The sequence below is a fragment of the Corynebacterium sp. NML 150383 genome (genome assembly GCF_002285085.1).
In the GTDB taxonomy this organism is placed as follows: Bacteria; Actinomycetota; Actinomycetes; order Mycobacteriales; family Mycobacteriaceae; genus Corynebacterium; species Corynebacterium gottingense.
The window spans coordinates 15,598-40,598 of the sequence record NZ_NSGK01000006.1 but is presented as its reverse complement, the minus strand read 5'-3'; the positions used below and the strand labels follow the sequence as shown (position 1 = coordinate 40,598).

At 64.9% G+C, this 25,001-nt stretch carries 23 protein-coding genes and 1 riboswitch; of the genes, 7 read left to right on the top strand and 16 right to left on the bottom strand.

The window, feature by feature from the left end; genetic code table 11:
• Window positions 1–17: 17 nt before the first annotated feature.
• The 8 genes from CKJ85_RS07325 to CKJ85_RS07290 all read right to left on the bottom strand — a co-directional run bounded on the left by CKJ85_RS07325 (window position 18) and on the right by CKJ85_RS07290 (window position 7,135).
• Window positions 18–1,406 carry a class II 3-deoxy-7-phosphoheptulonate synthase gene (locus tag CKJ85_RS07325; protein ID WP_095553909.1) on the bottom strand — a complete coding sequence of 463 codons (1,389 nt, stop codon included), beginning with the start codon at window positions 1,404–1,406 and terminating at the stop codon, window positions 18–20.
• Between the two features lie 51 nt (window positions 1,407–1,457).
• Window positions 1,458–1,994 carry a polyadenylate-specific 3'-exoribonuclease AS gene (locus CKJ85_RS07320; protein WP_095538110.1) on the bottom strand — a complete coding sequence of 179 codons (537 nt, stop codon included), beginning with the start codon at window positions 1,992–1,994 and terminating at the stop codon, window positions 1,458–1,460.
• Window positions 1,995–2,036: 42 nt separating this feature from the next.
• A complete protein-coding gene (locus CKJ85_RS07315; RefSeq protein ID WP_133064696.1) occupies window positions 2,037–2,255 on the bottom strand; it encodes a hypothetical protein in 219 nt (72 codons plus the stop codon).
• Entirely contained in the window at window positions 2,256–3,005 is a 750-nt protein-coding gene (locus tag CKJ85_RS07310; protein WP_095553908.1) for a 1-acyl-sn-glycerol-3-phosphate acyltransferase, read from the bottom strand.
• Between the two features lie 25 nt (window positions 3,006–3,030).
• Window positions 3,031–3,996 (bottom strand): ROK family protein, encoded by a 966-nt coding sequence (locus tag CKJ85_RS07305; RefSeq protein ID WP_095553907.1) that lies wholly within the window; start codon window positions 3,994–3,996, stop codon window positions 3,031–3,033.
• Window positions 3,997–4,011: 15 nt separating this feature from the next.
• Window positions 4,012–5,115 (bottom strand): glycosyltransferase family 4 protein, encoded by a 1,104-nt coding sequence (locus CKJ85_RS07300; RefSeq protein ID WP_095538107.1) that lies wholly within the window; start codon window positions 5,113–5,115, stop codon window positions 4,012–4,014.
• 19 nt (window positions 5,116–5,134) lie between these two features.
• Window positions 5,135–6,181: a C40 family peptidase gene (locus CKJ85_RS07295; protein ID WP_233126995.1), complete on the bottom strand. Its 1,047-nt coding sequence runs from the start codon at window positions 6,179–6,181 to the stop codon at window positions 5,135–5,137.
• 198 nt (window positions 6,182–6,379) lie between these two features.
• Window positions 6,380–7,135: a C40 family peptidase gene (locus CKJ85_RS07290; protein WP_095553905.1), complete on the bottom strand. Its 756-nt coding sequence runs from the start codon at window positions 7,133–7,135 to the stop codon at window positions 6,380–6,382.
• Between the two features lie 13 nt (window positions 7,136–7,148).
• Window positions 7,149–7,309: riboswitch (cyclic di-AMP (ydaO/yuaA leader) on the bottom strand.
• A 384-nt stretch (window positions 7,310–7,693) separates the two neighbouring features.
• On the opposite strand from CKJ85_RS07290, the gene CKJ85_RS07285 reads away from it, so the two are divergent.
• Complete coding sequence (locus CKJ85_RS07285) at window positions 7,694–8,767, top strand: zinc-dependent alcohol dehydrogenase family protein (protein ID WP_095553904.1); 1,074 nt, start codon at window positions 7,694–7,696, stop codon at window positions 8,765–8,767.
• A 74-nt stretch (window positions 8,768–8,841) separates the two neighbouring features.
• Here CKJ85_RS07285 and CKJ85_RS07280 read toward each other — a convergent pair whose 3' ends face one another.
• The 6 genes from CKJ85_RS07280 to CKJ85_RS07255 all read right to left on the bottom strand — a co-directional run bounded on the left by CKJ85_RS07280 (window position 8,842) and on the right by CKJ85_RS07255 (window position 15,172).
• Complete coding sequence (locus tag CKJ85_RS07280; protein ID WP_095553903.1) at window positions 8,842–10,473, bottom strand: cytochrome bc complex cytochrome b subunit; 1,632 nt, start codon at window positions 10,471–10,473, stop codon at window positions 8,842–8,844.
• The gene (locus CKJ85_RS07275; protein ID WP_095547266.1) at window positions 10,473–11,693 is read right to left on the bottom strand and encodes a ubiquinol-cytochrome c reductase iron-sulfur subunit; all 1,221 of its coding nucleotides are present in this window, start codon (window positions 11,691–11,693) and stop codon (window positions 10,473–10,475) included. Before CKJ85_RS07275 ends, CKJ85_RS07280 begins: the two co-directional genes overlap by 1 nt.
• Window positions 11,690–12,538, bottom strand: coding sequence for a cytochrome c (locus tag CKJ85_RS07270; RefSeq protein WP_095547267.1), 849 nt, complete (start codon window positions 12,536–12,538; stop codon window positions 11,690–11,692). Before CKJ85_RS07270 ends, CKJ85_RS07275 begins: the two co-directional genes overlap by 4 nt.
• 42 nt (window positions 12,539–12,580) lie before the next feature.
• The gene (locus CKJ85_RS07265; RefSeq protein WP_173783230.1) at window positions 12,581–13,201 is read right to left on the bottom strand and encodes a heme-copper oxidase subunit III; all 621 of its coding nucleotides are present in this window, start codon (window positions 13,199–13,201) and stop codon (window positions 12,581–12,583) included.
• Between the two features lie 427 nt (window positions 13,202–13,628).
• Window positions 13,629–14,060: a cytochrome c oxidase subunit 4 gene (locus CKJ85_RS07260; protein WP_095278124.1), complete on the bottom strand. Its 432-nt coding sequence runs from the start codon at window positions 14,058–14,060 to the stop codon at window positions 13,629–13,631.
• Window positions 14,061–14,080: 20 nt separating this feature from the next.
• Window positions 14,081–15,172 carry a cytochrome c oxidase subunit II gene (locus CKJ85_RS07255; protein ID WP_095534902.1) on the bottom strand — a complete coding sequence of 364 codons (1,092 nt, stop codon included), beginning with the start codon at window positions 15,170–15,172 and terminating at the stop codon, window positions 14,081–14,083.
• Between the two features lie 419 nt (window positions 15,173–15,591).
• Here CKJ85_RS07255 and asnB point away from each other — a divergent pair, with 419 nt between their 5' ends.
• From asnB to CKJ85_RS12380, 3 genes are all read left to right on the top strand, one after another.
• Complete coding sequence (gene asnB, locus CKJ85_RS07250) at window positions 15,592–17,529, top strand: asparagine synthase (glutamine-hydrolyzing) (protein WP_095553902.1); 1,938 nt, start codon at window positions 15,592–15,594, stop codon at window positions 17,527–17,529.
• A 736-nt stretch (window positions 17,530–18,265) separates the two neighbouring features.
• Window positions 18,266–19,276 (top strand): S41 family peptidase, encoded by a 1,011-nt coding sequence (locus CKJ85_RS07245; RefSeq protein ID WP_095553989.1) that lies wholly within the window; start codon window positions 18,266–18,268, stop codon window positions 19,274–19,276.
• Between the two features lie 76 nt (window positions 19,277–19,352).
• Complete coding sequence (locus CKJ85_RS12380; RefSeq protein WP_095534905.1) at window positions 19,353–19,910, top strand: excalibur calcium-binding domain-containing protein; 558 nt, start codon at window positions 19,353–19,355, stop codon at window positions 19,908–19,910.
• 89 nt (window positions 19,911–19,999) lie between these two features.
• On the opposite strand, the gene CKJ85_RS07235 is transcribed toward CKJ85_RS12380, so the two are convergent.
• Window positions 20,000–20,344, bottom strand: a complete 345-nt coding sequence (locus tag CKJ85_RS07235; RefSeq protein ID WP_095278134.1) for an iron-sulfur cluster assembly accessory protein — start codon at window positions 20,342–20,344, stop codon at window positions 20,000–20,002.
• Window positions 20,345–20,510: 166 nt separating this feature from the next.
• On the opposite strand from CKJ85_RS07235, the gene CKJ85_RS07230 reads away from it, so the two are divergent.
• Together CKJ85_RS07230 and CKJ85_RS07225 are read left to right on the top strand one after the other, a co-directional pair.
• Window positions 20,511–21,257 (top strand): DUF3043 domain-containing protein, encoded by a 747-nt coding sequence (locus tag CKJ85_RS07230; protein WP_233126994.1) that lies wholly within the window; start codon window positions 20,511–20,513, stop codon window positions 21,255–21,257.
• Window positions 21,258–21,260: 3 nt separating this feature from the next.
• Window positions 21,261–22,280 (top strand): nicotinate-nucleotide--dimethylbenzimidazole phosphoribosyltransferase, encoded by a 1,020-nt coding sequence (locus CKJ85_RS07225; RefSeq protein ID WP_095553900.1) that lies wholly within the window; start codon window positions 21,261–21,263, stop codon window positions 22,278–22,280.
• A 15-nt stretch (window positions 22,281–22,295) separates the two neighbouring features.
• Here the strand turns inward: CKJ85_RS07225 and CKJ85_RS07220 are convergent, their stop codons facing one another.
• On the bottom strand, window positions 22,296–23,402 hold the full coding sequence (locus CKJ85_RS07220; RefSeq protein WP_095553899.1) for a branched-chain amino acid aminotransferase: 1,107 nt from the start codon (window positions 23,400–23,402) through the stop codon (window positions 22,296–22,298).
• 111 nt (window positions 23,403–23,513) lie between these two features.
• Here CKJ85_RS07220 and CKJ85_RS07215 point away from each other — a divergent pair, with 111 nt between their 5' ends.
• A complete protein-coding gene (locus CKJ85_RS07215; protein ID WP_095553898.1) occupies window positions 23,514–24,995 on the top strand; it encodes a leucyl aminopeptidase in 1,482 nt (493 codons plus the stop codon).
• The last annotated feature ends 6 nt before the right edge of the window (window positions 24,996–25,001 follow it).

Here is a 25,001-nt window from a genome sequence, read left to right as displayed (position 1 = left end):
CGAGAAGCGAATGGCGCTTAGTAGCGCAACATCTCCGCGACGAGGAAGGCCAGCTCGAGGGCCTGCTCGGTGTTCAGGCGAGGGTCGCATGCCGACTCGTAGCGGCCCGGCAAGTCCACGTCGCTGATGTCCTGCGCGCCGCCGAGGCACTCGGTGACGTTCTCGCCGGTGAGCTCGATGTGCACGCCGCCCGGGTGCGTGCCCAGCTCGCGGTGGACCTCGAAGAAGCCCTGGACCTCGTCGATAATCTTGTCAAAGTGGCGCGTCTTGTAGCCGTTGGACGAGGTGAACGTGTTGCCGTGCATCGGGTCCGACTGCCAGACGACCTTGTGGCCGGACGCCTCGACCGCCTTGACAATGCCGGGCAGGACCGTGCGGACGTTGTCGTGACCCATGCGGATCACCATGGTCAGGCGGCCCGGCTCGCGGTTCGGGTCGAGCTTGTCCGCGTAGGCAACAGCCTCCTCCGGGGTCACCTTCGGGCCGAGCTTGATGCCGATCGGGTTATCAATGAGCGCCGCGAAGTTGACGTGGAAGTCATCCATCCCGCGGGTGCGCTCGCCGATCCACAGCTGGTGCGCGGACAGATCGTAGAGGTGCTGCTTGCCGTCCTCGCCATCAGCCAGGCGCAACATCGCGCGCTCGTAATCAACCAGCAGCGCCTCGTGGGACGCGAAAATCTCGGAGGTGCGCAGGTTGTAGTCGTTGACACCGCAGGCGTCCATGAACGCGAGCGAGCGAGAGATCTCGCGGCCGAGCGCCTCGTAGCGCGCACCCGCCGGCGAGTTGGTCACGAACTCGCGGTTCCAGTCATTGATGTTGTGCAGGTCAGCGGTGCCCGAAGCAACCAGGGCGCGCACCAGGTTCATCGCTGCGGACGAGTTTGCGTACGCGCGGACCATGCGGGCCGGGTCGTGGCGGCGGGACTCCTCGGCCGGCTCCACGCCGTTGACAATGTCGCCACGGTAGTTCGGCAGACCGTTCGCGTCCAGATCGGACGAGCGCGGCTTGGCGTACTGCCCCGCGATGCGGCCGAGCTTGACCACCGGCATCGACGCGCCGTACGTCAGCACCGCCGCCATCTGCAGCAGCGTGCGCACGTTCGCCCGGATGTGCGGCTCCGTGTTGGACTCAAAGGTCTCGGCGCAATCGCCGCCCTGCAGCAGAAACGCCTTGCCCAGCGCGACGTTCTTGAGGTGCGACTTCAGCTGGTGCACCTCCGGCGCGAGGACCACAGGCGGAACGGACTCGAGGATCTTGCGCACGGCGCGGGCCTGATCCGGGTCCCAGCTCGGCTGCTGCGTCGCGTCGCGCGAAACCGCGTCCTGAAATTGCTCGTTCAGGTCCCCCGGCAGCGGCGGAAGATCGGGCAAAACGTCTTTAGGGATGTCAATAGTCCAACTCACGTTCTCATTCTTAGCACACCGGTGAGGGGCACAAAATGAATTTGCGGACTTTTATGCGTGCCCAAGAGAGGGGTCACGGAACGCGGTGACCCGGCCTTTTGCATCCAGCGGCAGCACTTCCGCGCAGGCGCGGTACTTCTTGACGTTATGACGGGCGTCGACAAGCGCATCGTGGCTCCCCTTCGGAACCCGCGGAAGCTTCGGCCGGCCGGCCATCTCCCAATACTGCTTCAGCTCGTGGGTGAAGTGCGGCAGCTCGCGCGGGTACGCGCTCATGTCGCCCCACATCTGCGCGAACAGCACGTGGTCATAGCCGCCAACCCACGCCCAGAGGTGCGGCGTGGAGGAGTCGGCGGTGAGGAAGGCGAAGACCTCGTCGCGGATCGTGCGCAGCGGCTTCCAGCGAGGGTCACTCTCCGGTGGCAGCTTACGCAGCACATTGCGGACGACCCAGTCGCTGGCGCGGGTGGCGTCGAAGTCGCGAGAAACCGCGTAGTACTCGCGGCCGTCCTCGGCGACGATGCCGATGGACACCAGCTCGATCGTCGAGCCGTCCTCAATGAACTCCGTATCGTAGAAGTACTTCACCTGCGCACACAGGCCTTCCTAGTTCCAGGGTGTAAACATTTGCTACTCGCTCGGGCGATCATCCAAGCGGATCGGCAGGCGCTCCTCACGCCGAGCGCGACTGCGCGGCCAGAACATCACAACCGCGACGATGACGACGGCGATCGGTGCGGCAATTGTCGTGTGAAAGCCGGTTTGCGACGCAACAATGTAGAGCGCCACCGTGACAACCACCAGCACGATGCGGGTGAGGAGATCCTTGTCCATGCTCTTCATGCTCACCTACTTTCCCTCCGACGTTGCTTCCGGCTCGGCCCCCGGCGGGTACGACCCCGTCGCGGCGAGGGATTCCTTGACCTCGCTGGCGTAGACGTCAACGTAGTCGTAGCCCGTCAGCTCGGCGAGCCGGCGCATGAGGTAGTCCGTGAACGGACGGGCTACCTCGCGCGACGCGGGGTCGAACCCGTGCTCCGCGGCCCACGCGTGCGGGTCGATCTGCTCACTGATCTCAATGTGCACCTTCGCCGGGCGCGGGAAGTTGGTGCCGATCGGGTTGGCGTTGCGGGTGCCCACCATGCCGGTCAGCACGACGGGCGCTCCCGTTTCCATCGCGATGCGCGCAACGCCCGTGCGCCCCTTGTACACCCGGCCGTCCGGCGAGCGGGTGCCCTCCGGGTAAATACCAAAGAGCTCGCCGCTGTCCAGCACTCGCGTCGCGGCGTTGAGCAGGGCATCGCCTGCATCCGCGCTCTGGCGGTCCAGCGGGACCTGCCCCACCGAGGAGAAGAACCACTTCTGCACCGCGCCTTTCACGCCGGGCGTGGTAAAGTACTCGCTCTTCGCCGGGAACGTGAGCTGCCGGCGCACCATCAGCGGCAGGTAAAACGAGTCCATGACGGCCTGGTGGTTGGACACCATGATCGCCGGGCCGCGCTCCGGGATGTTGTCCGCTCCGTTGATCGTCGGGCGATTCCACACAATGAGGAACGGGCCGAGCACGGCCTTAAACAGTGAATACAACCGGTTTGTCATTGCGTTTGCTCCCTCATCAAGATTTTCAGTGCTCGCCGCGCAGCATCTCGCGCGCGAGGTCAGCCACACCGATCATACCGGCCTGGGGGCCGAGTTCCGCGCACTGGATGTCTGCTACCGGGCGGTACCCGGACCCGACCATCGTGTTCGCCATCGTTTCCCGAGCAGTGTCAATGAACAGGTCGGCGTCCTCCGACACCCCGCCGCCCAACACGATAAGGGCGGGGTCGAGCACGTCAGCGACGATTGACAGTCCGCGCCCCAGCCACGTGGCGAAGCTGTCCACGGCGGCTTGCCCCAGCTCGTCGCCGGCGCGCGCCGCGGCCATCACGTCGCGCCCAGTCGCGCGCTTGTCCACCACCTTGCGGTACAGGCCACAGCGCTTGTAGGAGCCCTTCGCCGCGCTCTCTATCGCACAGTCCACCAGCGAGGTCCCCGACGCGTAGCGCTCGAGGCACCCTTGCTTGCCGCAGGAGCAGACCCGCCCGTCCGGGACGACGGTAATGTGGCCGAACTCCGGGGCGGTGCCGAAGGACCCGCGGTAGATCTCCCCGTGGTGCATCAGTGTCGCGCCGATTCCCGTGCCCACGGCGAACAGCACCCACGTGTCGGCCGACTTCGCGGCGCCGAAGCGGTACTCGCCCCAGGCCGCCGAGTTCGCGTCGTGCTCCAAGCGCACCGGCAGGCCAAGGGCGTCAGTGAGCTCGCGGCGCAGCGGGTGGTCGTCGCGCCACGGCAGGTGCGGGGCGAACCGCACGATCTCGCAGTCAGGGTCGAGGAAGCCGGCGATCGCCAGGCCGACAGCACCGATGTCGTACGTCTCGCGCAACTGGTTGACCAGCTGCACGATCCCCTGCGTCATTTCCGGGCCGGTTTGCGGCGTCTGCGTCTGCGCCGAGTCAAGAATCCGCCCCGCCGAATCCACGACGGCGGCGCGCAAGTTCGTTCCGCCGATGTCAAAACCGAGCGTGAGCGTTTCGTCCGTTGCCATAGCCCATCATCGTAGTTACTTCAGCTGTGCAGCCAACCTGCGGGTCAGCACGTCCCAGGCAAAGTGCTTCTCGACGCGCACCCGCCCCGCCTCACCCATTCGCTTGGACGCGGCGGGATCGCTGAGGAGTGTGATGGTGGCGTCGGCAAGCATGCTCACGCTCGTGCCGTCAACGACGACGCCGGTTGCCGGCGTGACGGTTTCGGGCGCGCCGCCGGAGTCGCCGGCGATGACGGGGACGCCGCAGGCTTGCGCCTCGAGGTAGACGATGCCAAGGCCCTCCACGTCGAGGCCGCCGCCGCGGGTGCGCGCGGGCATGGCAAAGACGTCGGCTGAGGCGATGGTGTCGCGCAGCGTTGCTCGGTCGACTGCGCCGGTGAAAGTGACGCCTGCGGTGCCGCGGGCGAGGGTGCGGAGTCGGCGCTCGTCTGGACCGGACCCGACGATCACAAGCTGCGTGCCAGGCACGGCTGCGCGGATCGCGGGCAGCGCGCGGATGAGCTGGTCCTGCCCTTTTCTGGGGACGAGCCGGGACGCGCACACGATGCGGGGCGCGGGCTCGGCGTGGGCGGGCTCGGCCGGCCGGAAAAAGTCCGTGTCTACCCCAGACGGCAGCGCCACGTACTCGGGGTGTGTGCCGAATGCGGGAGCGATGCGGCGGCGCGTGTAGCCGGAAATGTAGGTGAGCACGTCGGCGTTGCGGCCGATGTTGCGCAGGACCTGGCGCGCGCCCGGGAGCATCGACCAGCCGACCTCGTGCCCGTGGGTCGTGGCCACGACGCGGTGCGCACCAGCCCGCTTGGCGGCGCCGCCAAGGACGGCCAGTGGGGCGGCCGCGCCGAACCACACCGTGGTCGCGCCGTGGCGGCGGATCAGCTGCGCCATTGCCGCCCGGACGCGCGGGGTGGGCAGCATGACCCGGTGCGGCCACCGCACGATGGTGTAGGGCTGCGCGGCGTCCCACTCGCGCGCAGCCGCCGCGTCCTGCGTGGAGGCAAACACCACCACCGAGTCGGGCCCGTTCAGCGCAACGAGGTGGGAGACGAAATCCCGCAGATACGACTGAATCCCGCCGAGGGTCGGCGGGAAGTCGTTGGTGACAAGCAGCGTCGGGGCCATGGCCTGCCAGCGTACGCGGTTAGTAGCGCACTGCGCCCTGGGCCGGCATGGAGTTGACCGGCACCACCTGGACCGGGATGCCGTAGTCGGACGCGTGGACCACCATGCCGTCGCCGATGTACATGGCCACGTGGGTCACGCCCGGGTAGTAGCCGATGATGTCGCCCGGCTGCAGCTGGTCCATAGAGACGGGCGTACCGCCGGCTAGCTGGGCCTGCGACGTACGCGGGATGCCCTTACCGTTCTGGCCGTAGGCCCACACCATGAGGCCCGAGCAGTCGAATGCGTCCGGGCCGGTCGCGCCCCACCCGTAGGGCTTGCCAATCTGCGCGAGCGCTGCGGCGACCACGCCAGAATCCGCGGCCGGCACGTTGGCACCGAGGTCGATCGGTCCGTCCTTGGCAATCCAGCGCTGGCGATCTTCCTCGTTCAGACTGTCAACCTGGTCTTCGATGTCACGGATCTGGCCGTCCAGCTCGTCGCGCTCGCGGTGGAGCGCGTCCAGCTGCGCGGCGAGCTGGTTGCGGTTGTACTCCGCTTCCGCCTTCGCAATGTTCGCGCTCCGGGCGCGCGACGCTGCCTCTTCGTTGGCGGTGTTCAAGCCATCAATGGTCATCTGCGCGTTGCGGGACAGCGAGTTGAGGTATGCGGCTCGGTCGATCGCCACCTGCGGGCTGCCCGACTCGAGCGTAGTGAGCAGCACCTCCGACTCCGAATTGCGGTACTTCGACTGCGCAATGTCGTTGACGTTGCGCTGGTAGCTCGCCTTTGCGCCGTTGGCCTCCGCAGCGGCGGTGCGCGCCGCGGCAGCCTTCTCGTCCGCCTCCGCGATCTTGCGTTCGGACTCGGCGACCTGGTCCTCGAGGGCCTTGATCTCCTCCGACTTTGCCGTGGCTTGGTGCGAGACGTCCTCGAGCCTGTCGATCAACTCATCAACGTTGTCCGCACCAGCCGGCACCTGCAGCGCGGCGACCGCCGCCGAAGAGAGCGCACCGACCGCGATGACCATTGCGCCTCGACGTCCTGAACGGCGCGCACCGCGCGCGTGGAGAGAGTGTTTGCCCACGACAAATCCCCTTGAGCTTTCAAGCCGAGTACGCCACTCGGAAAACCAATATCGGCCGTGGTCCAACTGACCGCAAGCCTTTACAAAACTGTAACTACTATAGCCAGATCAGCCGTCCAACAAAAGCACACCCGGCCAATCAGCAACGATTGACACGGGTGTGAAAGTTGGTGCGCAACGAGCACGCGAATCCGGGAGTTAGAAGCGGACCACGGAGTGGACCGGCATCATGCTCAGCGGGCGCTCGCCGACCGGGACGCCGTCGTTGAGGGCGTCGATGATCATGCCATTGCCAGCGTAGATAGCAACGTGGGAGGCGCCGCTGTAGTAGACGACGATGTCGCCCGGCTGGATGTTGTCCAGGGAGACCGGAGTACCCGCGGAGGCCTGCGCCTGCGAGGTACGCGGGATGGACTTACCAGCCTGGGCGTAGACCCAGGAGGTGAAGCCGGAGCAGTCGAACGCGTTCGGGCCCGCTGCGCCGTAGACGTACGGCGAACCGATCTTGGTGCGGGCGATGTCGACGATGCGCTCGCCCTGGGTCTTCTCCTGCACCACCGGCGCCGGCGCAGACACCGGAGCGGAGTACTGCTGAGCGACGGCCGGTGCCGGAGCCTCCGGCAGGACCTGTGCTTCGACGTTGGCGATGAACTGGTTGAAGCCCGGGACATTGGCAATCCCCGGCAGCGCCTTCACCTGAGACAGGGCCTGACGGTACTGGCCGCCATCGGCCTTGCCTGCCAGGGACGGGACCCAAGCCTCGATGCCCGGGATGTTTGCAACACCCGGAATGTTCTCAATGCCCGGGATCTGCGCAGCAACCGGGGTGTTCGGGACGCGGACCTCAGCGGCGGAAGCCTGGGTCGGGACCATCAGAGTCGCGCCTGCGACGACGGCCGTGGCAGCTGCGACGGTGCGCACTGCGGAATTGTTCTGGCGACGGTGCTTAGCCATTGTAAGTTTCTCCATATCTTCTCTTCGCCTACCGGGTTGCCTGTCGGGCTGGGCCCTGAGAATGCGCCCTGACGTACCTCTGCACGCCATCCGCCCTTGTAGGAAAGTGCGGGTTCCCGGTTCCACATCGCTCGTGCATCTCACTCGGTCCGCGGAATTCGGCTCATATGTTCTGTTTTCGTACCTTGCAAGCAACGGCTGTTGTCGCAATGTCTCGATTAGATTACGAAACGGCAACAAGTTTGTCCAACACTGAGAGTGTTACTAATCCGTTATTGAATCTTTGCAAAGGCTTTGCCCGCTTATCGACGCCACCACTCCCCCTCAATTCGCGCCGCCCGTACCCCGATTTCTATCCATTGACCTGCACTAAACCGACCAGCGCGGAAATTCCACTGATTGACTACAGCTGTACGCTGCGCCATTTACGAAACTACTGTGACGTTAGACACAGGGGCAATTTTGGCGGGTGCAACGGGGGCAGAAGGGCGTCGGCAAGCATGCTCCTCGCCGTAAAATTGGGTCTATACCGATACCCCCTACAGGAAGGATCGCCCAATGAAAGCACTGACCTATTACGGTGCGAACGACGTGCGCATCGAAGACCGCCCCAAACCCACGATTCTCGAGCCAACCGACGCCATCATCCGCGTGGACACCACGACGATCTGTGGCACCGACCTCGGCATCTTCCACGGCAAGAACCCGGAGATTGAGGCCACCGAGCGCGAGCGCACCGGCGAATGGAACGGGCGCATCCTTGGACACGAAGGTATCGGCACGGTCGAGGCCGTCGGCGACTCCGTGAAGAACTTCAAACCGGGCGACAAGGTCCTCATCTCCTGCGTATCGCGATGCGGCACGTGCGAGAACTGCCAGAAGCAGCTGTACAGCCACTGCCGCAACGGCGGGTCCTGGATCCTGGGCTACATGATCGACGGCACGCTCGCGGAGTACGTGCGCACCCCGTTCGCGGATAACTCGCTCTACCACCTGCCGGAGACACTGGACAAGGAGGTAGCGGTCTTCCTGTCTGATGCGCTGCCCACGGGCCACGAGATCGGCGTGCAAAATGGTGCCGTCGCGCCCGGCAAGGACGTGCTCATTGTCGGTGCGGGACCGGTAGGGATGGGCGTGCTGCTCACGTCGCAGTTCTACTCCCCCGCATCAATCACTGTGGTGGATATGGACGACAATCGTTTGGCCAAGGCCAAGGAGATGGGTGCGACGTACACGGTGAACCCGGCTAAGGAGGACGTCGCGGCCCACGTCGCTTCCATCACGGACGGTTACGGCGTGGACACTGCCATCGAGGCGGTCGGGCTGCCGGCTACGTGGGCAACGTGCGCCGAAAACGTCAAGGAGGGCGGCCACATTGCCGTCGTCGGTGTGCACGGAAAGCCGGTCGACTTTGAGCTGCAGAAGATGTGGATCAAGAACCTCACCGTCACCACCGGACTCGTGAACGCGAACACAACGGGCATGCTGCTCAAGGCGGTCCAGAACTCGGACCTGCCGATCAACTCGCTGGCCACCCACCACTTCACGTTTACAGAGCTGGATGAGGCGTGGGAGACGTTCGCGCACGCCGAGGAGCACCAGGCGATGAAGGTCATCATCGCCAACGCGTAGCAGCGCACGACGAAGGCCCCTTTCCCATTCTGGGAAAGGGGCCTTCCAGCGACCGCGAATTACTGTGGCGCAGCCTAGTGGCTCGGCTCGTCGGTGGCGTTGCGGTCGGAGAGGTGCTTCGTCTCTTCGAGCTTGCGCAACGTCTCGATCTCCTCGTGGTGCTTCTGCGCCTCCGCGTCGCGAACGCGCTCGGTGACACCAAGCTCGGAGGACTTGAAAGTACCAACCGTCTCGGAGTCAGCGAAGCCAAGCTGGTTGAGCTGCTTCGGAACCGGGGCACCGGCGTACTCGAGCGGGACCGGGTGGCCGTGCTCGTCCACCGGACCGAGCGGCTGGTGGATCTCCACGAACGCGCCGTTCGGCAGCTTCTTGATCACGCCGGTCTCGATGCCGTGCTCCAGGACCTCTCGGTCGGAGCGCTGCAGGCCGATGCACAGGCGGTAGGTGATGAAGTAAGCCAGCGGCGGCAGGATGATCAGACCGATGCGGCCGAACCAGGTCATCGCGTTCAGCGAGATCTGGAAGAAGTGGGCCACGTGGTCGTTACCACCGGAGATGGTCAGCAGCAGGAAGAACACGAGCGCCATGACACCGATGGAGGTGCGCACTGGAACGTCGCGCGGACGCTGCAGCAGGTTGTGGTGCGCGTCGTCGCCGGTGATCTTCTTCTCGATGAAGGGGTAGGTGATCAGCAGGACCACGAGCAGACCACAGAGCAGGGCGACCCAGAAGGCACCCGGGATCGTGTAGTTACCCAGGTAAAGCTCCCATGCCGGCATGACACGGGCGGCACCATCGGTCCAGAGCATGTAGACGTCAGGCTGCGAACCTGCGGAGACCTGCGACGGGTTGTAGGGGCCAAGCATCCAGATGCTGTTGATGGTGGTCAGACCGGCCATCGCTGCGAGGACGCCAAAGACGAACATCATGAAGCCGATTGCCTTGACGGCGAAGACCGGCATGATGCGGATACCAATGACGTTGTTCTCGGTACGGCCCGGGCCCGGGAACTGGGTGTGCTTCTGGAACCAGACGAGCAGCAGGTGAGCTGCGATCAGCGCGAGGATGATGCCCGGCACGATCAGCACGTGCAGAATGTAGAAGCGATCCAGCATGAGGTCCGACGGGAAGTCGCCACCGAAGATGGCCCAGTGCATCCAGGTACCGATGATCGGAATACCGACGATGATGGCGGACATAATGCGCAGACCGACGCCGGAGAGCAGGTCGTCCGGCAGGGAGTACCCCATGAAGCCCTCGATCATGCCCAGGAGCACCAGGGTGACACCGATGATCCAGTTCGCCTCACGCGGGCGACGGAACGCGCCGGTGAAGAAGATGCGCATCATGTGGGCGAACATCGACATCATGAACATCAGCGCTGCCCAGTGGTGCATCTGGCGGACGAACAGGCCGCCGCGGACCTCGAACGAGATGTTCAGTGCAGTTGCGTATGCGCGCGACATCTCCACACCGTTAAGCGGGAGGTACGCGCCGTCGTAGATGACCTTGGTAATAGACGGGTCGAAGAACAGCGCCAGGTAGACACCGGTCAACAACAGAATGATGAAGCTGTACAGGGCCATCTCGCCGAGCATGAACGACCAGTGGCTCGGGAAGACCTTGTTCAGCTGGGGGCGAAGCACCCCAGCGATTGTGTACCGCGAATCAACATTGTCCGCGACTTGTGCAAGTTTAGTACTCATTAGGACTTACGCTCCCAGAATGCCGGGCCGACGGGCTCGATGAAGTTGCCGTTGGCGATGAGGTAACCTTCTTCGTCAACAGTCACAGGAAGCTGCGGCAGCGCACGGGCGGCCGGGCCGAAGACCGGCTTGCCGTAGTGCAGTGCGTCGAACTGCGACTGGTGGCACGGACACAGGATGCGGTTCGTCTGGGCCTCGTACAGCGAGGTCGGGCAACCGATGTGCGTGCAAATCTTCGAGTATGCGTAGTAGTCGCCGTAGTGGAAGTCCTCCTGGCCTTCGCGCTCAACGGCGCGCTGTGCGTCCTGCGAACGCAGGCGAATCAGCATGACGGAGTTACGCGGACCGTGCAGCGAGTGCATGTGGTGCTCGTACACGTCGCGGTTCGGGTCGTACTCCTTGCCGTCGTTGACGTCCTCCTCGTAGAGGGGGAAGACAGTCTCCATGGACGCGGCAGCCAAGTCCTCCGGGCGCATGCGCACCAGGCGGGAGACGCCGGCGGTGCTGTAGTGCGAACCGGTTTCGCCCTCGTGCAGCTCGGCGATTGCACCGGTGTCGCGGCCGAGGTAGACCTTGACGCCCTGGTCCTGAATGGTCCAACCGTGGGTCCACAGCGTGCCGTCGCCCATGTAGCCGAGCTCGGTGCGCGGGCGCCACGGGTTCTTGATCAGACCGCCCAGCGGGGCGATGACCATGAGACCGGCCAGCACGCCAGCGCCGCCAAGGAGGCCCTGCATGGCCTTACGACGGCCAAAGGTCGAGGTCTCCCAAGCGTCGTTCAGCAGCGCCGTCGTCGTGCGGCGATCCAGCTCGCTGGAACGGCCGTCGTGGCGGCGCTGTACCGAGATCTCCTCGGGGATGAACTTCTTCACGTACTGGATGATTGCAATGCCCAGCGTGACAAAGCCAAGACCGGAGGTCAGGCCCAACAGCGGGGTGTACAGGGTGTAGACCCACAGATCCTCGTCGCCGTGGAACTTCGGCTCCCAGGGCCAGAAGAGGTAGACGCCGAGGAACGCGATGCCGCACAGGACCGAAACCAGCAGCCAGGCGTTGATACCTGCGGCTGCGGACTTCTCGCGCGGGTCGCCCTCGACCGGGAAACGCTCCTTGCGGTAGGCAACGGTGACGTCGTCAAGCTCGGTGCCCAGCGCGGCCAGCTCCGCATTGCTCATGCGGTCCAGCTCTTCGTTTGTGTAGTTCTTCTTTACATCACTCATGAACGCGATCCAATCCAGATAGCAGCGGCGGCGACCAAGGTCACGCCAATCATCCACATAGCCATACCCTCAGAAACCGGGCCGAGGCCGCCCAGGGCGTAGCCGCCGGGGCTCGGGGTCTCCTTAGCCGACTTGATGTAGGCGATGATGTCTCGCTTCTCATCAGCAGAGAGCTGACGGTCAGAGAACTTCGGCATGTTCTGCGGGCCGGTGAGCATCGCCTGGTAGATCTCCTGCTCGTTGGCGGGATCCAGGGCCGGTGCGTACTTACCGGACGACAGCGAACCGCCGCGGCCGGTGAAGTTGTGGCAAGACGCGCAGTTCAGGCGGAAGAGCTCGGAACCGCGGGCAACGTCGGCGGCCTGAATCTTGCCGTCGTAGTCCTTACCGCGCAGCGACTCCATGGCGACGCTGCCGTCCTTGTCGTACACGAGCTCGGGGCCGCCACCGTTCGCCGCGACGTACGCAGCGAGGGCGAGTGCCTGGGACTCGGTGTAGCGCGGACGCTTGCGCTCAGCCTGCGCGTCGTTGGACATCATCGGCATACGGCCGGAGTTGACCTGGAAGTACACGGCGCCTTCACCGGTACCGATCAGGGACGGGCCGCGGTCCTCAACGCCCTGCAGGTTGGCGCCGTGGCAGGTGATACACGCGACGTCGTAGATGTCCTTGCCTTCTTGGATCATCGCCTGCTCGTCTCGCTCGGCGTTAGCAACCTGAGCGTTCGGGGCCAGTGCGGATGCCAAGAGGCCGGCGCCGGAGAGGCCGAGCGTGAGCGCGGCTGCACCAGCGACCGTGCGCCTGGTCTTGCGACCAATGCGCTTCTTCTTTGGTGTGTTTTCCATCTTGTTTCCTTTTAGCGACTATTCAAACGGTTACTAGGCCGGCTACTGGACGAGGTAGATCGTGGTGAACACGCCGATCCACACGACGTCCACGAAGTGCCAGTAGTAGGAGGTCACCATTGCGGCCGTAGCCTGCGCCGGGGTGAACTTCGACTTGGAAACGCGGAGCAGCACCACGATAAACGCGAGGATGCCCGCGGTCACGTGCGCCATGTGGAATCCGGTGATGATGTAGAACACCGAGCCGTAGACGCTTGCCTGCGGCGTCACGCCCTCGTGCACCATCTCAGTCCACTCAAACGCGACGAGGCCCAGGAAGACCACACCGAGCAGAATGGTTACGGAGAACCACTTGCGAAGCCCGAATACGTCACCCCTTTCTGCAGCAAATACGCCCACCTGGGACGTCACCGAGGAAGCCAGCAGAACGATAGTAATGATGAGGCCAAAAATAACGTTCAGGTTTTCCGTCTGGTGCGCCCAGTCTCCGGCGGCCAGGCCGTTTGCGCGCGACGTGAAGTACATCGCGAACAAGCCGGCAAAGAACATCAACTCTTGGGCGAGGAACGCCATCGTGCCAACGCTGACCATGTTGGGTCGGTTCAGCACTGGGACACGATTCTGCGGTGTCGCCATACCTTGATTAGTAATTGCGGTCGTCACGCATGTGATTATGGCGCGTTTCCGCCTTAAAGTCACCTCGAATACCCCCGGACTTTCTCTGACAGGCATGCCCCAACCTGCCGTTTCAGCGCGAACAACGGTTACGGAAAACTTTTTGAAAAACTCGGGAACTTTTGGCCCGCGCTTTACGACGCGCATCGTCCCTGGTCACACCAACACGACACAAGCGAGCGCCGCCGGGCATCGATTTCCACAACCCCGTGCCCCTCCCCGACCGACGGATTCACGGTCGCACTGCTGGTTCCCCAAGTTCCCGAATGTGTCACTTCTCACATTTTCTCCCAGGGGATTTGGCGCGCGGACCTACTTTCGGTTGACCCCTGGGCGGGTGGGCGTCGCTAAGCAAAAAGCCCCGGCACCGAAGTGCCGAGGCTTGCGGACCCGCGAAGGCAGCGGGGCGGAGCAGTTAGTGCTTCTCGCGCGGGATGCCGTACTGCAGGTTGAGCTGGGTGGTGGTCCAGATGAGGAACACTGCACCGAAGGCGATCAGCCACAGCTGGTAGAAGGCGATACCCAAGCCGAGGAAGAGCACCGCGCCGGACATTGCGAACGGCCAAATGGAGTGCGGGGAGAAGAAGCCGAGCACGCCCGCGCCGTCTTCGATCTCCGCCTCTTCCCAGTCCTCGGGGACGACGTCCATGCGTCGCTCGGTGAAGTCGAGGTACACACCCATCATGAAGCACAGGGCGGTTGCCAGAACGAGGGCAACGCCGCCGACCCACTCGAGGCCGAACAGGTAAGCATCTTCACCAATCCAGCTCGTGGCGAAGATGTAGATCACCGCCATCAGACCCAAGAAGGTGCCGATTGCGTAGAAAACTTTTGCGCCAGGACCCATAGTTCTACACTTCCTCTTTCTTAGTTGTTGGCAGCGACAACGGCGTTATCGCCGTCGCGGGTTGCGGTGCGGTCAGTGACAAACGGGTGGGTGGTCGTTGCGAACGGCTCCTCGCCGATAGCCTTCAGCGCGTCCGAGTTCGGCGCCTCCGGGTTGGCTTCGCGGAACTCCATGTAGTCCTTGAACTTCTCCGGCGAGACTGCGCGGAGCTCGAAGTTCATCATCGAGTGGTAGGTACCGCACATCTCGGCACAGCGGCCGACGAATGCGCCTTCCTTCTCAATGCGCTCGATCTGGAAGCTGCGCTGCTGCTGGTTCGCCTCCGGGTGTGCGTAGACGTCGCGCTTGAACAGGAACTCCGGAATCCAGAACGCGTGGGAGACGTCGCCGGATGCGAGACGGAACTCGATCGGCGTGTCGGTCGGCAGCACCAGCACCGGGATTTCCTCGGTGGAACCGATGGTCTCGATTTTGTTGAAGTTCAGATACGACTGGTCGCCCTGGGACATACCGTGAATCGGGTTCGCGTTCGGCATGTCTTCCGGATCGTGCTTGGTCTCCTCGGCGAGCGCCTGGCGCTCCTTGTCCACACCCTCGTACTTCTGGCCGTTGTTGGTGAACTCGCCGTCGAGCTCGGCGTAGCCGAACTTCCAGTTCCACTGGAACGCGGTGACGTCCACGGTCACCTTCGGATCCTTGTCCAGCGCGGTGACCTTGGTCTGCGACTGCACGGTGAAGAAGAACAGGACCATAACGATGACGATCGGCACGATGGTCAGCGCAAGCTCCAGCGGGACGTTGTACTGCAGCTGCTTCGGGAACTCGCCCTCACCCTTCTTTTCCTTGGCCTTGCGGTTCCACTTGAACACAGCGGTGAGGAACAGGCCCCACATGATGATGCCGACAATCCAGGCGGCAACCCAGACCCACACCCAGAAGTTGTACAGCTCAGTGCCCTCCGGCGTAATCGGGTCCGGCCAGCCCATGTCCAGCACGTTAGCGAGGGCCTCCGGGGGAGCAACGCTGCAGCCAGCGAGCGCGAAGCCACCGAGCAGGAGCGAGCCTGCTACACCGAGCTTCCGGGCAAAGCTGCGCTTTGTTTCCTTTTCCACGTGTGTCTGCCTTCCTGTCCACACTTCAATTCGTTGAAAACGATGAACGTTCATAGAAATGCCAGAGCATTCCTACCCATTCCTACCCAGTCAGAATAGTTCATCCAGCGGGCAGGCACGGAATTGCAGATTGGAGCCGCAACGCGCCAAGCTTTCGCTTCTCGACGCACACCCGCCACCCTTGGCTTTTCCCCATCCCCCACCCACAGCGTGGTCTGTGTCACCCAAAAAACGGATTTTTCGCCAAAAAGTTCATCCGAAAGTTGGCCCCCAATCGGGGACGGGCTAAAGGTTGAACCACCGCGGCCACGTCTGGTTCGCCGTTCCAGCCCTCGGAACCTTATCCTGGAACACATCATGACGCGCCCCGGCCGATGCTTGCGGCGCACCGTATATATAAGGAGAAGGTTCAACTTACGATGTGTGGCCTGCTTGCAATGCTTACCGCCGGATCCAACGCCAGCACCTTCGTCCCAGCCGTGGACGACGCGCTGCCGTGCATGTACCACCGTGGCCCGGACGCCGCCGGCACCTGGCACGACGACGACGCAGTGTTCGGCTTCAACCGCCTGGCCATCATTGACCTCGAGCACTCCCACCAGCCGCTGCGCTGGGGCCCGGCCGAGAACCCCGAGCGCTACGCCATGACGTTCAACGGGGAGATTTACAACTACATCGAGCTGCGCGAAGAGCTCCAGGCCGCCGGCTACACGTTCAATACTTCCGGCGACGGCGAGCCGATTGTGGTGGGCTACCACCACTGGGGCAAGGATGTGGTCAAGCACCTGCGCGGCATGTTCGGCATCGTGATCTGGGATACCGAGACCAAGACGATGTTTGCCGCCCGCGACCTGTTTGGCATCAAGCCGCTGTTCTACGCCACGACCGACGCCGGTACCGTTTTCGCCTCCGAGAAGAAGTCCATCCTGAACATGTCCGAGCAGTTGGGCCTTGACCTCTCCGGTCAAGACAACGGCCTGGACCGTCGCGCCATCGAGCATTACGTGGACCTGCAGTACGTCCCTGAGCCAGAGACACTGCACGCCGGAATTCGCCGCGTAGAGTCCGGCTGCACCGTCACCCTGACCCCGGGCGGCGAGGTCCACGCGGAGCGTTACTTCAAGCCCGATTTCCGCACCACCCCGGTGACCAAGGACAAGGAGCAAGACCTCTACGACCGCATCGCAGCGGCGCTTGAGGACTCGGTGGCGAAGCACATGCGTGCGGACGTTACCGTCGGCTCCTTCCTCTCCGGCGGTATCGACTCCACCGCAATCGCCGCGCTGGCAAAGCGCCACAACCCGGACCTGCTCACCTTCACCACCGGCTTTGAGCGCGAAGGCTACTCGGAGGTCGACGTGGCGGCCGAGTCTGCCGAGGCCATCGGCGTAGAGCACATCGTGAAGATCGTCTCCCCCGAGGAGTACGCCGACGCCATCCCGAGGATCATGTGGTACCTCGACGACCCCGTCGCCGACCCGTCGCTCGTGCCCCTGTTCTTCGTGGCCCAGGAAGCGCGCAAGCACGTCAAGGTCGTGCTGTCCGGCGAGGGCGCCGACGAGCTGTTCGGCGGCTACACCATCTACAAGGAGCCGCTGTCGCTCGCTCCGTTTGAGAAGCTCCCCTCTCCCCTGCTGCGCGGGCTAAACAGGCTCGGACAGGTCCTACCGGAAGGCATGAAGGGCAAGAGCCTGCTCGAGCGCGGCACCACACCGATGGAAGACCGCTATTACGGCAACGCACGGTCCTTCAACTTCCAGCAGCTGGAGCGGGTGCTTCCCTGGGCGAAGCGCGAGTGGGACCACCGCGAGGTCACGGCGCCGATTTACGCGGCGTCGACAAGCATGGACCCGGTGGCGCGCATGCAGAACCTTGACCTCTTTACCTGGATGCGTGGCGACATCCTGGTGAAGGCGGACAAGATGAACATGGCCAACTCACTCGAGCTGCGCGTGCCCTTCCTGGACAAGGAAGTGTTCGAGGTCGCGCAGACGATCCCGCATGAGCAGAAGATTGCGAACGGGACGACCAAGTACGCGCTCCGCCGCGCGATGGAGCAAATCGTGCCCGCGCACGTGCTCAACCGCCGCAAGCTCGGCTTCCCGGTGCCGATGCGCCACTGGCTCGCCGGCGAGGAACTGTACGGCTGGGCGCAGGACACCATCAACGAGTCGCAGACCGAGCACATCTTTGACAAGAAGGCCGTGCTGGAGATGCTCAAGGAGCACCGCGACGGCATCTCGGATCACTCGCGGCGCCTGTGGACCGTGCTGGCGTTTATGGTGTGGCACGGCATCTTCGTCGAGCACCGTATCGACCCGCAGATCGAGCACAAGGAGTACCCGGTCAAGCTGTAAACGGGCGGCCGCGTTTGGGGGTCCTGCGTGGGCTGGCGGATCCGGGGGGCACGCCGGGGCTGGGTGCGCACGGGGGGCGCTGGGTGCGCAAAGGGGGCTGGGTGCACACGGGGCAAATGGAGCTAGCTCCCTTTGGGCGGCGCCGGGGTCCGCGACCAGGCGTTTTACGGGCAGCGTCCGTCTAGATGGAGCTAGCTCCGTTTGCACCTGGCAGCACCAGCCGGCCGGGCGTTTTACGGGCCACGTGCGTCTAGATGGAGCTAGCTCCGTTTGCACCGGGCGGCCCCAGCCGACCAGGCGATTCCCCGACACACCTATCCACATGGAGCTAGCTCCGTTTGCACTTGGCAGCACCAGCCGACCGGGCGTTTCCCCGACACAGCTATCTACATGGCGTTAGCTCCATTTGCACCGGGCAGCCCCAGCCGACCAGGCGATTCCCCGACACACCTATCCACATGGAGCTAGCTCCGTTTGCACTTGGCAGCCCCAGCCGACCGGGCGTTTCCCCGACACAGCTATCTACATGGCGTTAGCTCCATTTGCACCGGGCGACCCCAGCCGACCAGGCGTTTTGCAGGCAGCATCCGTCCAGATGGAGCTAGTTCCATTTGCGCCAGGCAGCACCGGCCGCCGGCGAAGTAGCTGCGCGAGCTCAAGGGGTAGCGCTAGCTCTACCCAAAGACTCCGGTTGCCACCATTGTCCGAGCCCCGCCGCCACGGTGGAATGGACACCATGAGTACAGCAAAGAAAATTCTTCTCGTCCTCGGCGGCGTCGTAGTCGCCATCGGCCTGGCCCTCGCGGCCGCCTGCTACGTCTGGGGGCCGACACTCTCCGCGCAGATGACCGGCCAGGCAAAGTTCCTGGGCAAAGATTCTCCGCAGCGCTACGCCCGCACGGTGCTCGACCTGTCTGAGTCCATGGGGCTTTACGGAGACTCGGAGGAGTTCGCCGCCGCTCGAGCCAAGGCAGAGGAGGCTGCGGAGGGCGCGGAGCACCAGGCCGAGCTCCTGGACGTGCTCGACCAGGCTGTCCACGCCGCCGGCGGCAAGCACTCCAGGCTCATTCCGGCGGAAACCCAGCAGCCCGACGCCGAAGAAGGCAGCCCTACTGCCCAGGTCGGAGTGACAACGGTGGGAAACGTCGCGGTCGCAACTGTGCCGGGCATCGGCCGGAACGATGAAATCCAGCAGTACGCGGACACCCTCACCAGTGGACTGCTCGAGGCCCGGGACGGCGGGGCGTGCGGCGCAATCGTTGATCTCCGGGGCAACGACGGCGGCGACATGGGCCCCATGATCGCCGGCCTGTCCCCGCTCCTGCCCGACGGGACGGCGCTCGAGTTCGTCAGCCGCGTCAACACGTCTCAGGTCACGGTCGACGGCAACGCGGTCAGCGGCGGCGGCACCCCGCTGGAAACTGCAGGCGGTAAGTGGGAAGCGCCCACCGCAGTGCTTGTCGACGCCACCACCGCCTCCTCCGGCGAGGCAACCATGCTCGCTTTCCGCGGTCTGGACACCGCACGCTCCTTCGGCACCCCCACGGCTGGTTTCGCCTCCGCGAACATGCTCTACGACTTCCCGGATGGCAGCGTACTCATGCTCACCATGGCTAAGGACAAGGCCCGAACGGGCGAAGAGTTCGCCGAGTATCCGATCCAGCCCGACTCCCCCACCTCCACCGGGGACGAGGCCCTCGACGAAGCGAAGACGTGGCTGCGCGAGCAGCACGGCTGCGGGGCGTAGACGAGGTTCAGAAAGTGCGCAACATCACGCCATCCAAACTACAAGGCAATTCAAAGCATGCTGCTATTCTTTAGTTATGAAAAAGTCAATTCTGGCGCTAGGGCTGGCTGGCGCATGCATGTTTTCCCTAACGTCTGTGCCGAATGCGCAAGCTACCGAGGTTACTTCGCAAGAGGCTGCTCACGCAGAAGACAATGAGCTCTCCACAGGCGCAGCCGCTGCCATTACGATTGCCGCCATTCTTGCGGTCGTTGGCTTGGGCGCTGGCGCGACAGTTTGGGCAGTCCAGCAGCGACTCATCCCTAACCCCCTTCCGGGAGTTATTCCTGGGCCCCGCCCCCGAGCAAAAGCACCGGCACAGAAGCCGGCGCCCCGCCAGAACACAGCACCAGCGAACGCTCCGCGGCAAGCACCCAAGCCTGCTCCGGCCCCGCGGTCTGTGCCCAAACCAGCTCCAGCACCAGCACCCCAAGCGCGCCCCGCACCCGCTAATCAGAACGGGAAGCGGCCTGCAAACGGCTACTACCGCAATTGCGCTGCAGCCCGCGAGGCTGGTGTAAATCCCATCTACGACTATGAGCCTGGCTACCGCTCCGCCTTGGACCGCGACGGCGATGGCGTCGCCTGCGAATAACGCAGAAACAATCGGCCTATGAGAAATGAATCCCGTCCGCTACACAGCTTGTCGCCTGTGTGGAGGGCGGGATTCTTTCGCGTTGCGACTTAGTTGAAGGAGTCGCCGCAAGCGCAGGAGCCACCGGCGTTCGGGTTGTCGATGGTGAAGCCCTGCTGCTCGATCGTGTCGGCGAAGTCGATGGTGGCGCCCATCAGGTAGGGCACGCTCATCTTGTCCACAACGAGACGGACACCGCCGACCTCGTCGGCCTTGTCGCCGTCCAGGTCGCGGTCGTCGAAGTACAGCTGGTAGCGCAGACCAGCGCAGCCACCCGGCTGCACGGCGATGCGCAGGGACAGGTCGGTGCGGCCTTCCTGGTCCAGCAGCGCCTTGGCCTTCGCCGCGGCGGCCTCGGTCAGGTTCACACCAGTTGCAGAGGTAGGTGCAGTCATTGAAATCTCTCCTTATATATGTGGCCGGAGTTTGCCCCATCATACTGCCCGCGCAGCATCGGTGGGGTCGGTGGGGTTTCCTCACGCCTCGCAACGCGGGGCCGTGGGCGATTATTCCCGGCAGCGCATTGCTCCTTTCCGGGCGGCGCCTTGTAGCCTAGAGTGCGTGAAACTCCCATGGCAGAAATCTGAGCAACAGTCCGAGCAGCGGGCCGGGGGCGGCTCGACCGCCATCTCCGCCGCGGAGATCGGTGGGGCATCCGGTGGGGACAAGGGGGCGTCGATAAGCGATGCACACGACGAGCCCAAGTACCCGAAGGGCTACACGCCGCCGAAGGGGCGGCCGACCCCGAAGCGCCACGACCAGGAGGTCAAGCGCGGCGTTGTGCGCGACCCTGACAACATGACGCAGGCGCAGCGCGCGCAGAAGAACAAGGAGCTCAAGGCCTCCATGTCGAAGGAGGAGTGGAGGGCCTACAAGAAGGAGCAGCGCGCGGAGAACCGCCGCGCGAACAAGGAGATTCAGGCGCGCATCGACGCTGGCGACGAGCGCTACCTCATGGACCGCGACAAGGGCGAGGTGCGCCGCTACGCGCGCGACTGGGTCGACGCGCGCCGCTTCTTCAACAACTACGTGATGCCGGTCGCGCTTGTGCTCGTGGTGGTCCTGTTCATTGGCACGTGGCTGCCCGAGGTGTCCGCGGTGCTCTCCGGGCTGACCATGCTGTTTATCCTGGCCATCTTCATCGAGGCCTTCGTGATTGGCAAGCGCGTGAACAACGCGGTGCGCGCCAAGTTCCCGGGCACCACCGAGACCGGCTTCGGCCTGGGTATGTACGCGTTCTCTCGCGCGTCGCAGCCGCGCAACTGGCGCTCGCCCAAACCGCAGGTGAGCATCGGCGAGAAGGTCTAAGCCATGACCGAGCCCCATCTGGCCGGCGTCGACTTCGCGCCCGTGCAATCCCCCGATCTCGGCCGCGCGCGGAACGTGTCGCGCCTCCTCGCGCGCTCCGTGCCGGGGCGGAACCTGGGCCGGTTGGCCGACATCGGCGCGTGGGTCGCGGGGGTGCAGGGGGCGTCGACGCCCGCGCCGTTCGCCCACCCGCGCGCGGTCATCGTTGCCGCTCGCCACGGCGTAGCCCAGCGCGGCGTGTCCGCGTGGGAGCCGGACGCAGGCGCGACGCTGCTGGAACAGCTTGAGGCCGGCGCGGGTCCGGCGCACATCGCGGCGCGCGCCGCGGGGGCGTCGGTGCGCGTGGTAGACGATTTCGACGAGGTCACCGGCGCGATCGACGTGGAGCCCGCGATGACCACGCAGCAGTGCGCCGCTGCCATCGCGCGGGGCATGGAGGTGGCCGACCACGAGGTGGATTCCGGCACCGACCTCATCATCCCCGGCAACGTGGGCGTCGGCGATACCACGGTCGCCGCCGCGGTGTACGGCACACTCACGCGCACCGAGCCGGTCAAGGCGATCGGCCGCGGCTCCGGGATCAACGACGAGGTGTGGAAGGTCAAGGTCGCCGCGATCCGCGACGCAATGTTCCGCGCCCGCACCATCGCCGACAACGTTGAGCGCGTGCTCGCGGAGATCTCTGGCCCCGACATGGCCTTCCTCGTGGGCCTCGTCGCCCAGTCCGCGGCGCGCAGGACGCCAGTGCTTATCGACGCCGCGCTCCCCTCCGTCGCCGCCTACACAGCAGAGCGACTCGCCCCCGGCACGAAGCGCTGGTGCATCGCCGGCGGGGTAAGCCCAGAGCCGGCGCACATCGGCTGCCTCCAGGCGCTCGAGCTGACCCCGGTGCTTGCCCTGGACATGACCACGGGCCAGGCGGCGGGCGCGCTGGCCGCGCTGCCGCAGGTCAACATGGCCGCGGAGATGGCAGCCGAGGCGCTCACGCAGCTGCGTGCCACGAGCCGGCCGGAGCCGCGCTAGGCCGGGTGAGGCGCTCTACGCCTCAACCAGCGTGACGTTCCACCCGTGGGTGTCCTCCACGCTGCCGTTCTGGATTCCCCGCAGGCGCTCGCGCAGCGACATCGTGATCGGACCGGCCTCATTGTTGTTGATGGTGAACTCGCCGTCCGCACTACGCACGCGCCCCACCGGGGTGAGCACCGCAGCGGTGCCGCACGCCAGCGTCTCCGTGATCGTGCCGTTTTCCACTCCCTCGCGCCACTGTTCCACGGTGATCTTGCGCTCCTCAGTGCCCAAGCCGGCGTCTTCCGCGACCTGGAGCAGCGACTTGCGGGTGATGCCGGCGAGCAGCGAACCGGACAGCGCCGGGGTGACCAGTGTGGCGTCGTCCCCGGAGCCCTCGACGAACATGAGGTTCATGCCGCCCATCTCCTCGATGTACTTGCGCTCGATGGCGTCGAGCCAGACCACCTGGTCGCAGCCCTTCTCCTGGGCCTCCGCCTGCGCGAGCAGCGAGCCCGCGTAGTTGCCGGCGAACTTTGCGTCGCCAGTGCCGCCCGGCGCGGCGCGGACGTACTCCTTAGACACCCACACGGAGACCGGCTTCACGCCGCCGGAGAAGTACGCGCCCGCGGGCGAGGCGATGACGTAGAACATGTACGAATGGGAGGGCTTGACGCCCAGGGTCTTCTCGGTGCCGATCATGAAGGGACGCAGGTACAGCGCGGCCTCGCCGCCCGCCTCGGGCACCCACGCCTTATCGATGCTCACCAGCTGGCGCAGCGACTCGATAAACAACTCCTCCGGCAGCTCCGGCATGGCCAGACGGTGGGCGGAGTGCTGCATGCGCTTCGCGTTCTGCTCCGGCCGGAAGGTGCTGATGGAACCGTCGGCGTGGCGGTACGCCTTCAGGCCCTCAAAAATGGCCTGCCCGTAGTGGAAGACGTTGGTCGCGGGGTCCAGGGAGATGGGCCCATACGGGCGCACCTGCGCGTCGTGCCAGCCCTTGTCCTCGGTCCACTCGATGGAAACCATGTGGTCGGTGAACTCTTGCCCAAACGCCGGGTCAGCCAAAATGGCTTCGCGCTCCGCGTCGGTTGCGGGGTTCGGGTGCTGCGAAATGGAGAAGTCTAGCGTTGTCATGCGCCCCACCCTACTCGGGCAGTGCCCCGCCGGAGCCCGAGTACGCTGAATAGGGCTGGAATTTATTCAGCAGAGCTTATCGACGATTCCCTGATCGAAAGGTAACCCAACATGACTTTCACTTGCGCACTCCCCGCCCGCGGCACCACCGCGGCGCTGACGTTGGCGGATTCCGCCCCGTTGCAGGCCGCGCGCCTGATCCCGGTCGCTGCGGGCCAGGACGGCGTCGAGCTGCCCGTGACCGCGCTGACTGCGGACGGCGTCCTCGACGCCCTGGCGAAGGTGGGCGCGAAGGGCGCGGCCGGCGAGCTGCACCGCGTCGTGGTCGGCGGCACCCTGTTTATCGCTTACGGCTTGGGCCCTGCCGACGAGGTTGACGAGGAGTCCGTGCGTCGCGGCGTCGGCACGGCGGCGCGCAGCCTCTCCGGCATCGAGGAGGTCGCGGTGAGCACGGAGTTTGGCATGGGCCCGATAGTGGAAGGCCTGCTGCTGGGCTCCTACTCCTACCAGGGCTTGAAGTCCGCGGAGGAGGACGCCCCCGCCCCGGTCGCGGTGACGGTCGTTGCGGGCGACGAGGAGCGAGCAGCGTTCGACCGCGCGCGCATCATCGCGGAGTCCGTCAACTTGGCGCGTGACCTGGTCAACACGCCGGCAAACTACCTCTACCCCGAGGCGTACGCCGAGATCATGCGCGAGGTCGGCGAGCAGGTCGGGCTGAGCGTCGAGGTCTTTGATGAGCAGTACCTGGAGGACCACGGCTTCGGCGGCATCACCGCTGTGGGCAAGGGCTCGGCCCGCCCGCCGCGCCTGGTGCACCTGTCCTGGGCTCCGTCAACCGCGCAGGACGGCGAGGCGGCAAGCGCCGCGTTGGTGGGCAAGGGCATCACCTTTGATACCGGCGGTATCTCCCTGAAGCCGGGCGCGCACATGGAGGACATGATCAGCGACATGGGCGGCTCCGCGGCCCAGCTGGCTTCCATCGTCGCCGCGGCACGCCTCGAGCTGGCCATGCCTATCGACGCCTGGCTGCCCCTCGCCGAGAACATGCCGTCCGGCTCCGCCACCCGCCCGGGCGACGTAATCACCCACTACGGCGGGCTGACCTCGGAGATCCTCAACACCGACGCGGAGGGCCGCCTGGTGCTTGCCGACGCGATGGCGCGCGCCGCGGAAGACAAGCCCACCTACCTCATCGAGACCGCCACGCTCACCGGCGCGCAGATGGTGGCGCTCGGTGCCCGCACCGCCGGTGTGATGGGCACGGAGGAGCTGCGCGACCGCATCGCGGAGAACGGCCGCGCCGTCGGCGAGCCTGCCTGGTCCATGCCGCTGCTCGAGGAGCAGGAGGCGCAGCTGAAGTCCCCGATCGCGGACATCCGCAACACCCACAACGCGCGCACCGGCGGCATGCTGTTCGCCGGGCTGTACCTCTCCAAGTTCTCCGGGGAGGACAACGGGACGCAGTGGGCGCATATCGACGTCGCGGGCCCGGCCTTCAACACCGACTCGCCATTCGGCTACACCCCAAAGAGGGCAACCGGCGCGCCGGTTCGCACCATTGTGGAGACGCTCACGCAGCTTGCGGGTGAGTAGGTGTGG

Bases quoted from the DNA above. Each gene is read 5' to 3' on its own strand.
- CKJ85_RS07280 (WP_095553903.1), bottom strand. From the start codon at position 10,473: ATGAGTACTAAACTTGCACAAGTCGCGGACAATGTTGATTCGCGGTAC.
- CKJ85_RS07300 (WP_095538107.1), bottom strand. From the start codon at position 5,115: ATGGCCCCGACGCTGCTTGTCACCAACGACTTCCCGCCGACCCTCGGC.
- CKJ85_RS07305 (WP_095553907.1), bottom strand. From the start codon at position 3,996: ATGGCAACGGACGAAACGCTCACGCTCGGTTTTGACATCGGCGGAACG.
- CKJ85_RS07225 (WP_095553900.1), top strand. From the start codon at position 21,261: ATGACCGAGCCCCATCTGGCCGGCGTCGACTTCGCGCCCGTGCAATCC.
- CKJ85_RS07220 (WP_095553899.1), bottom strand. From the start codon at position 23,402: ATGACAACGCTAGACTTCTCCATTTCGCAGCACCCGAACCCCGCAACC.
- CKJ85_RS07260 (WP_095278124.1), bottom strand. From the start codon at position 14,060: ATGGGTCCTGGCGCAAAAGTTTTCTACGCAATCGGCACCTTCTTGGGT.
- CKJ85_RS07270 (WP_095547267.1), bottom strand. From the start codon at position 12,538: ATGGAAAACACACCAAAGAAGAAGCGCATTGGTCGCAAGACCAGGCGC.
- CKJ85_RS07275 (WP_095547266.1), bottom strand. From the start codon at position 11,693: ATGAGTGATGTAAAGAAGAACTACACAAACGAAGAGCTGGACCGCATG.
- CKJ85_RS07245 (WP_095553989.1), top strand. From the start codon at position 18,266: ATGAGTACAGCAAAGAAAATTCTTCTCGTCCTCGGCGGCGTCGTAGTC.
- CKJ85_RS07310 (WP_095553908.1), bottom strand. From the start codon at position 3,005: ATGACAAACCGGTTGTATTCACTGTTTAAGGCCGTGCTCGGCCCGTTC.
- CKJ85_RS12380 (WP_095534905.1), top strand. From the start codon at position 19,353: ATGAAAAAGTCAATTCTGGCGCTAGGGCTGGCTGGCGCATGCATGTTT.
- CKJ85_RS07285 (WP_095553904.1), top strand. From the start codon at position 7,694: ATGAAAGCACTGACCTATTACGGTGCGAACGACGTGCGCATCGAAGAC.
- CKJ85_RS07215 (WP_095553898.1), top strand. From the start codon at position 23,514: ATGACTTTCACTTGCGCACTCCCCGCCCGCGGCACCACCGCGGCGCTG.
- CKJ85_RS07290 (WP_095553905.1), bottom strand. From the start codon at position 7,135: ATGGCTAAGCACCGTCGCCAGAACAATTCCGCAGTGCGCACCGTCGCA.
- CKJ85_RS07235 (WP_095278134.1), bottom strand. From the start codon at position 20,344: ATGACTGCACCTACCTCTGCAACTGGTGTGAACCTGACCGAGGCCGCC.
- asnB (WP_095553902.1), top strand. From the start codon at position 15,592: ATGTGTGGCCTGCTTGCAATGCTTACCGCCGGATCCAACGCCAGCACC.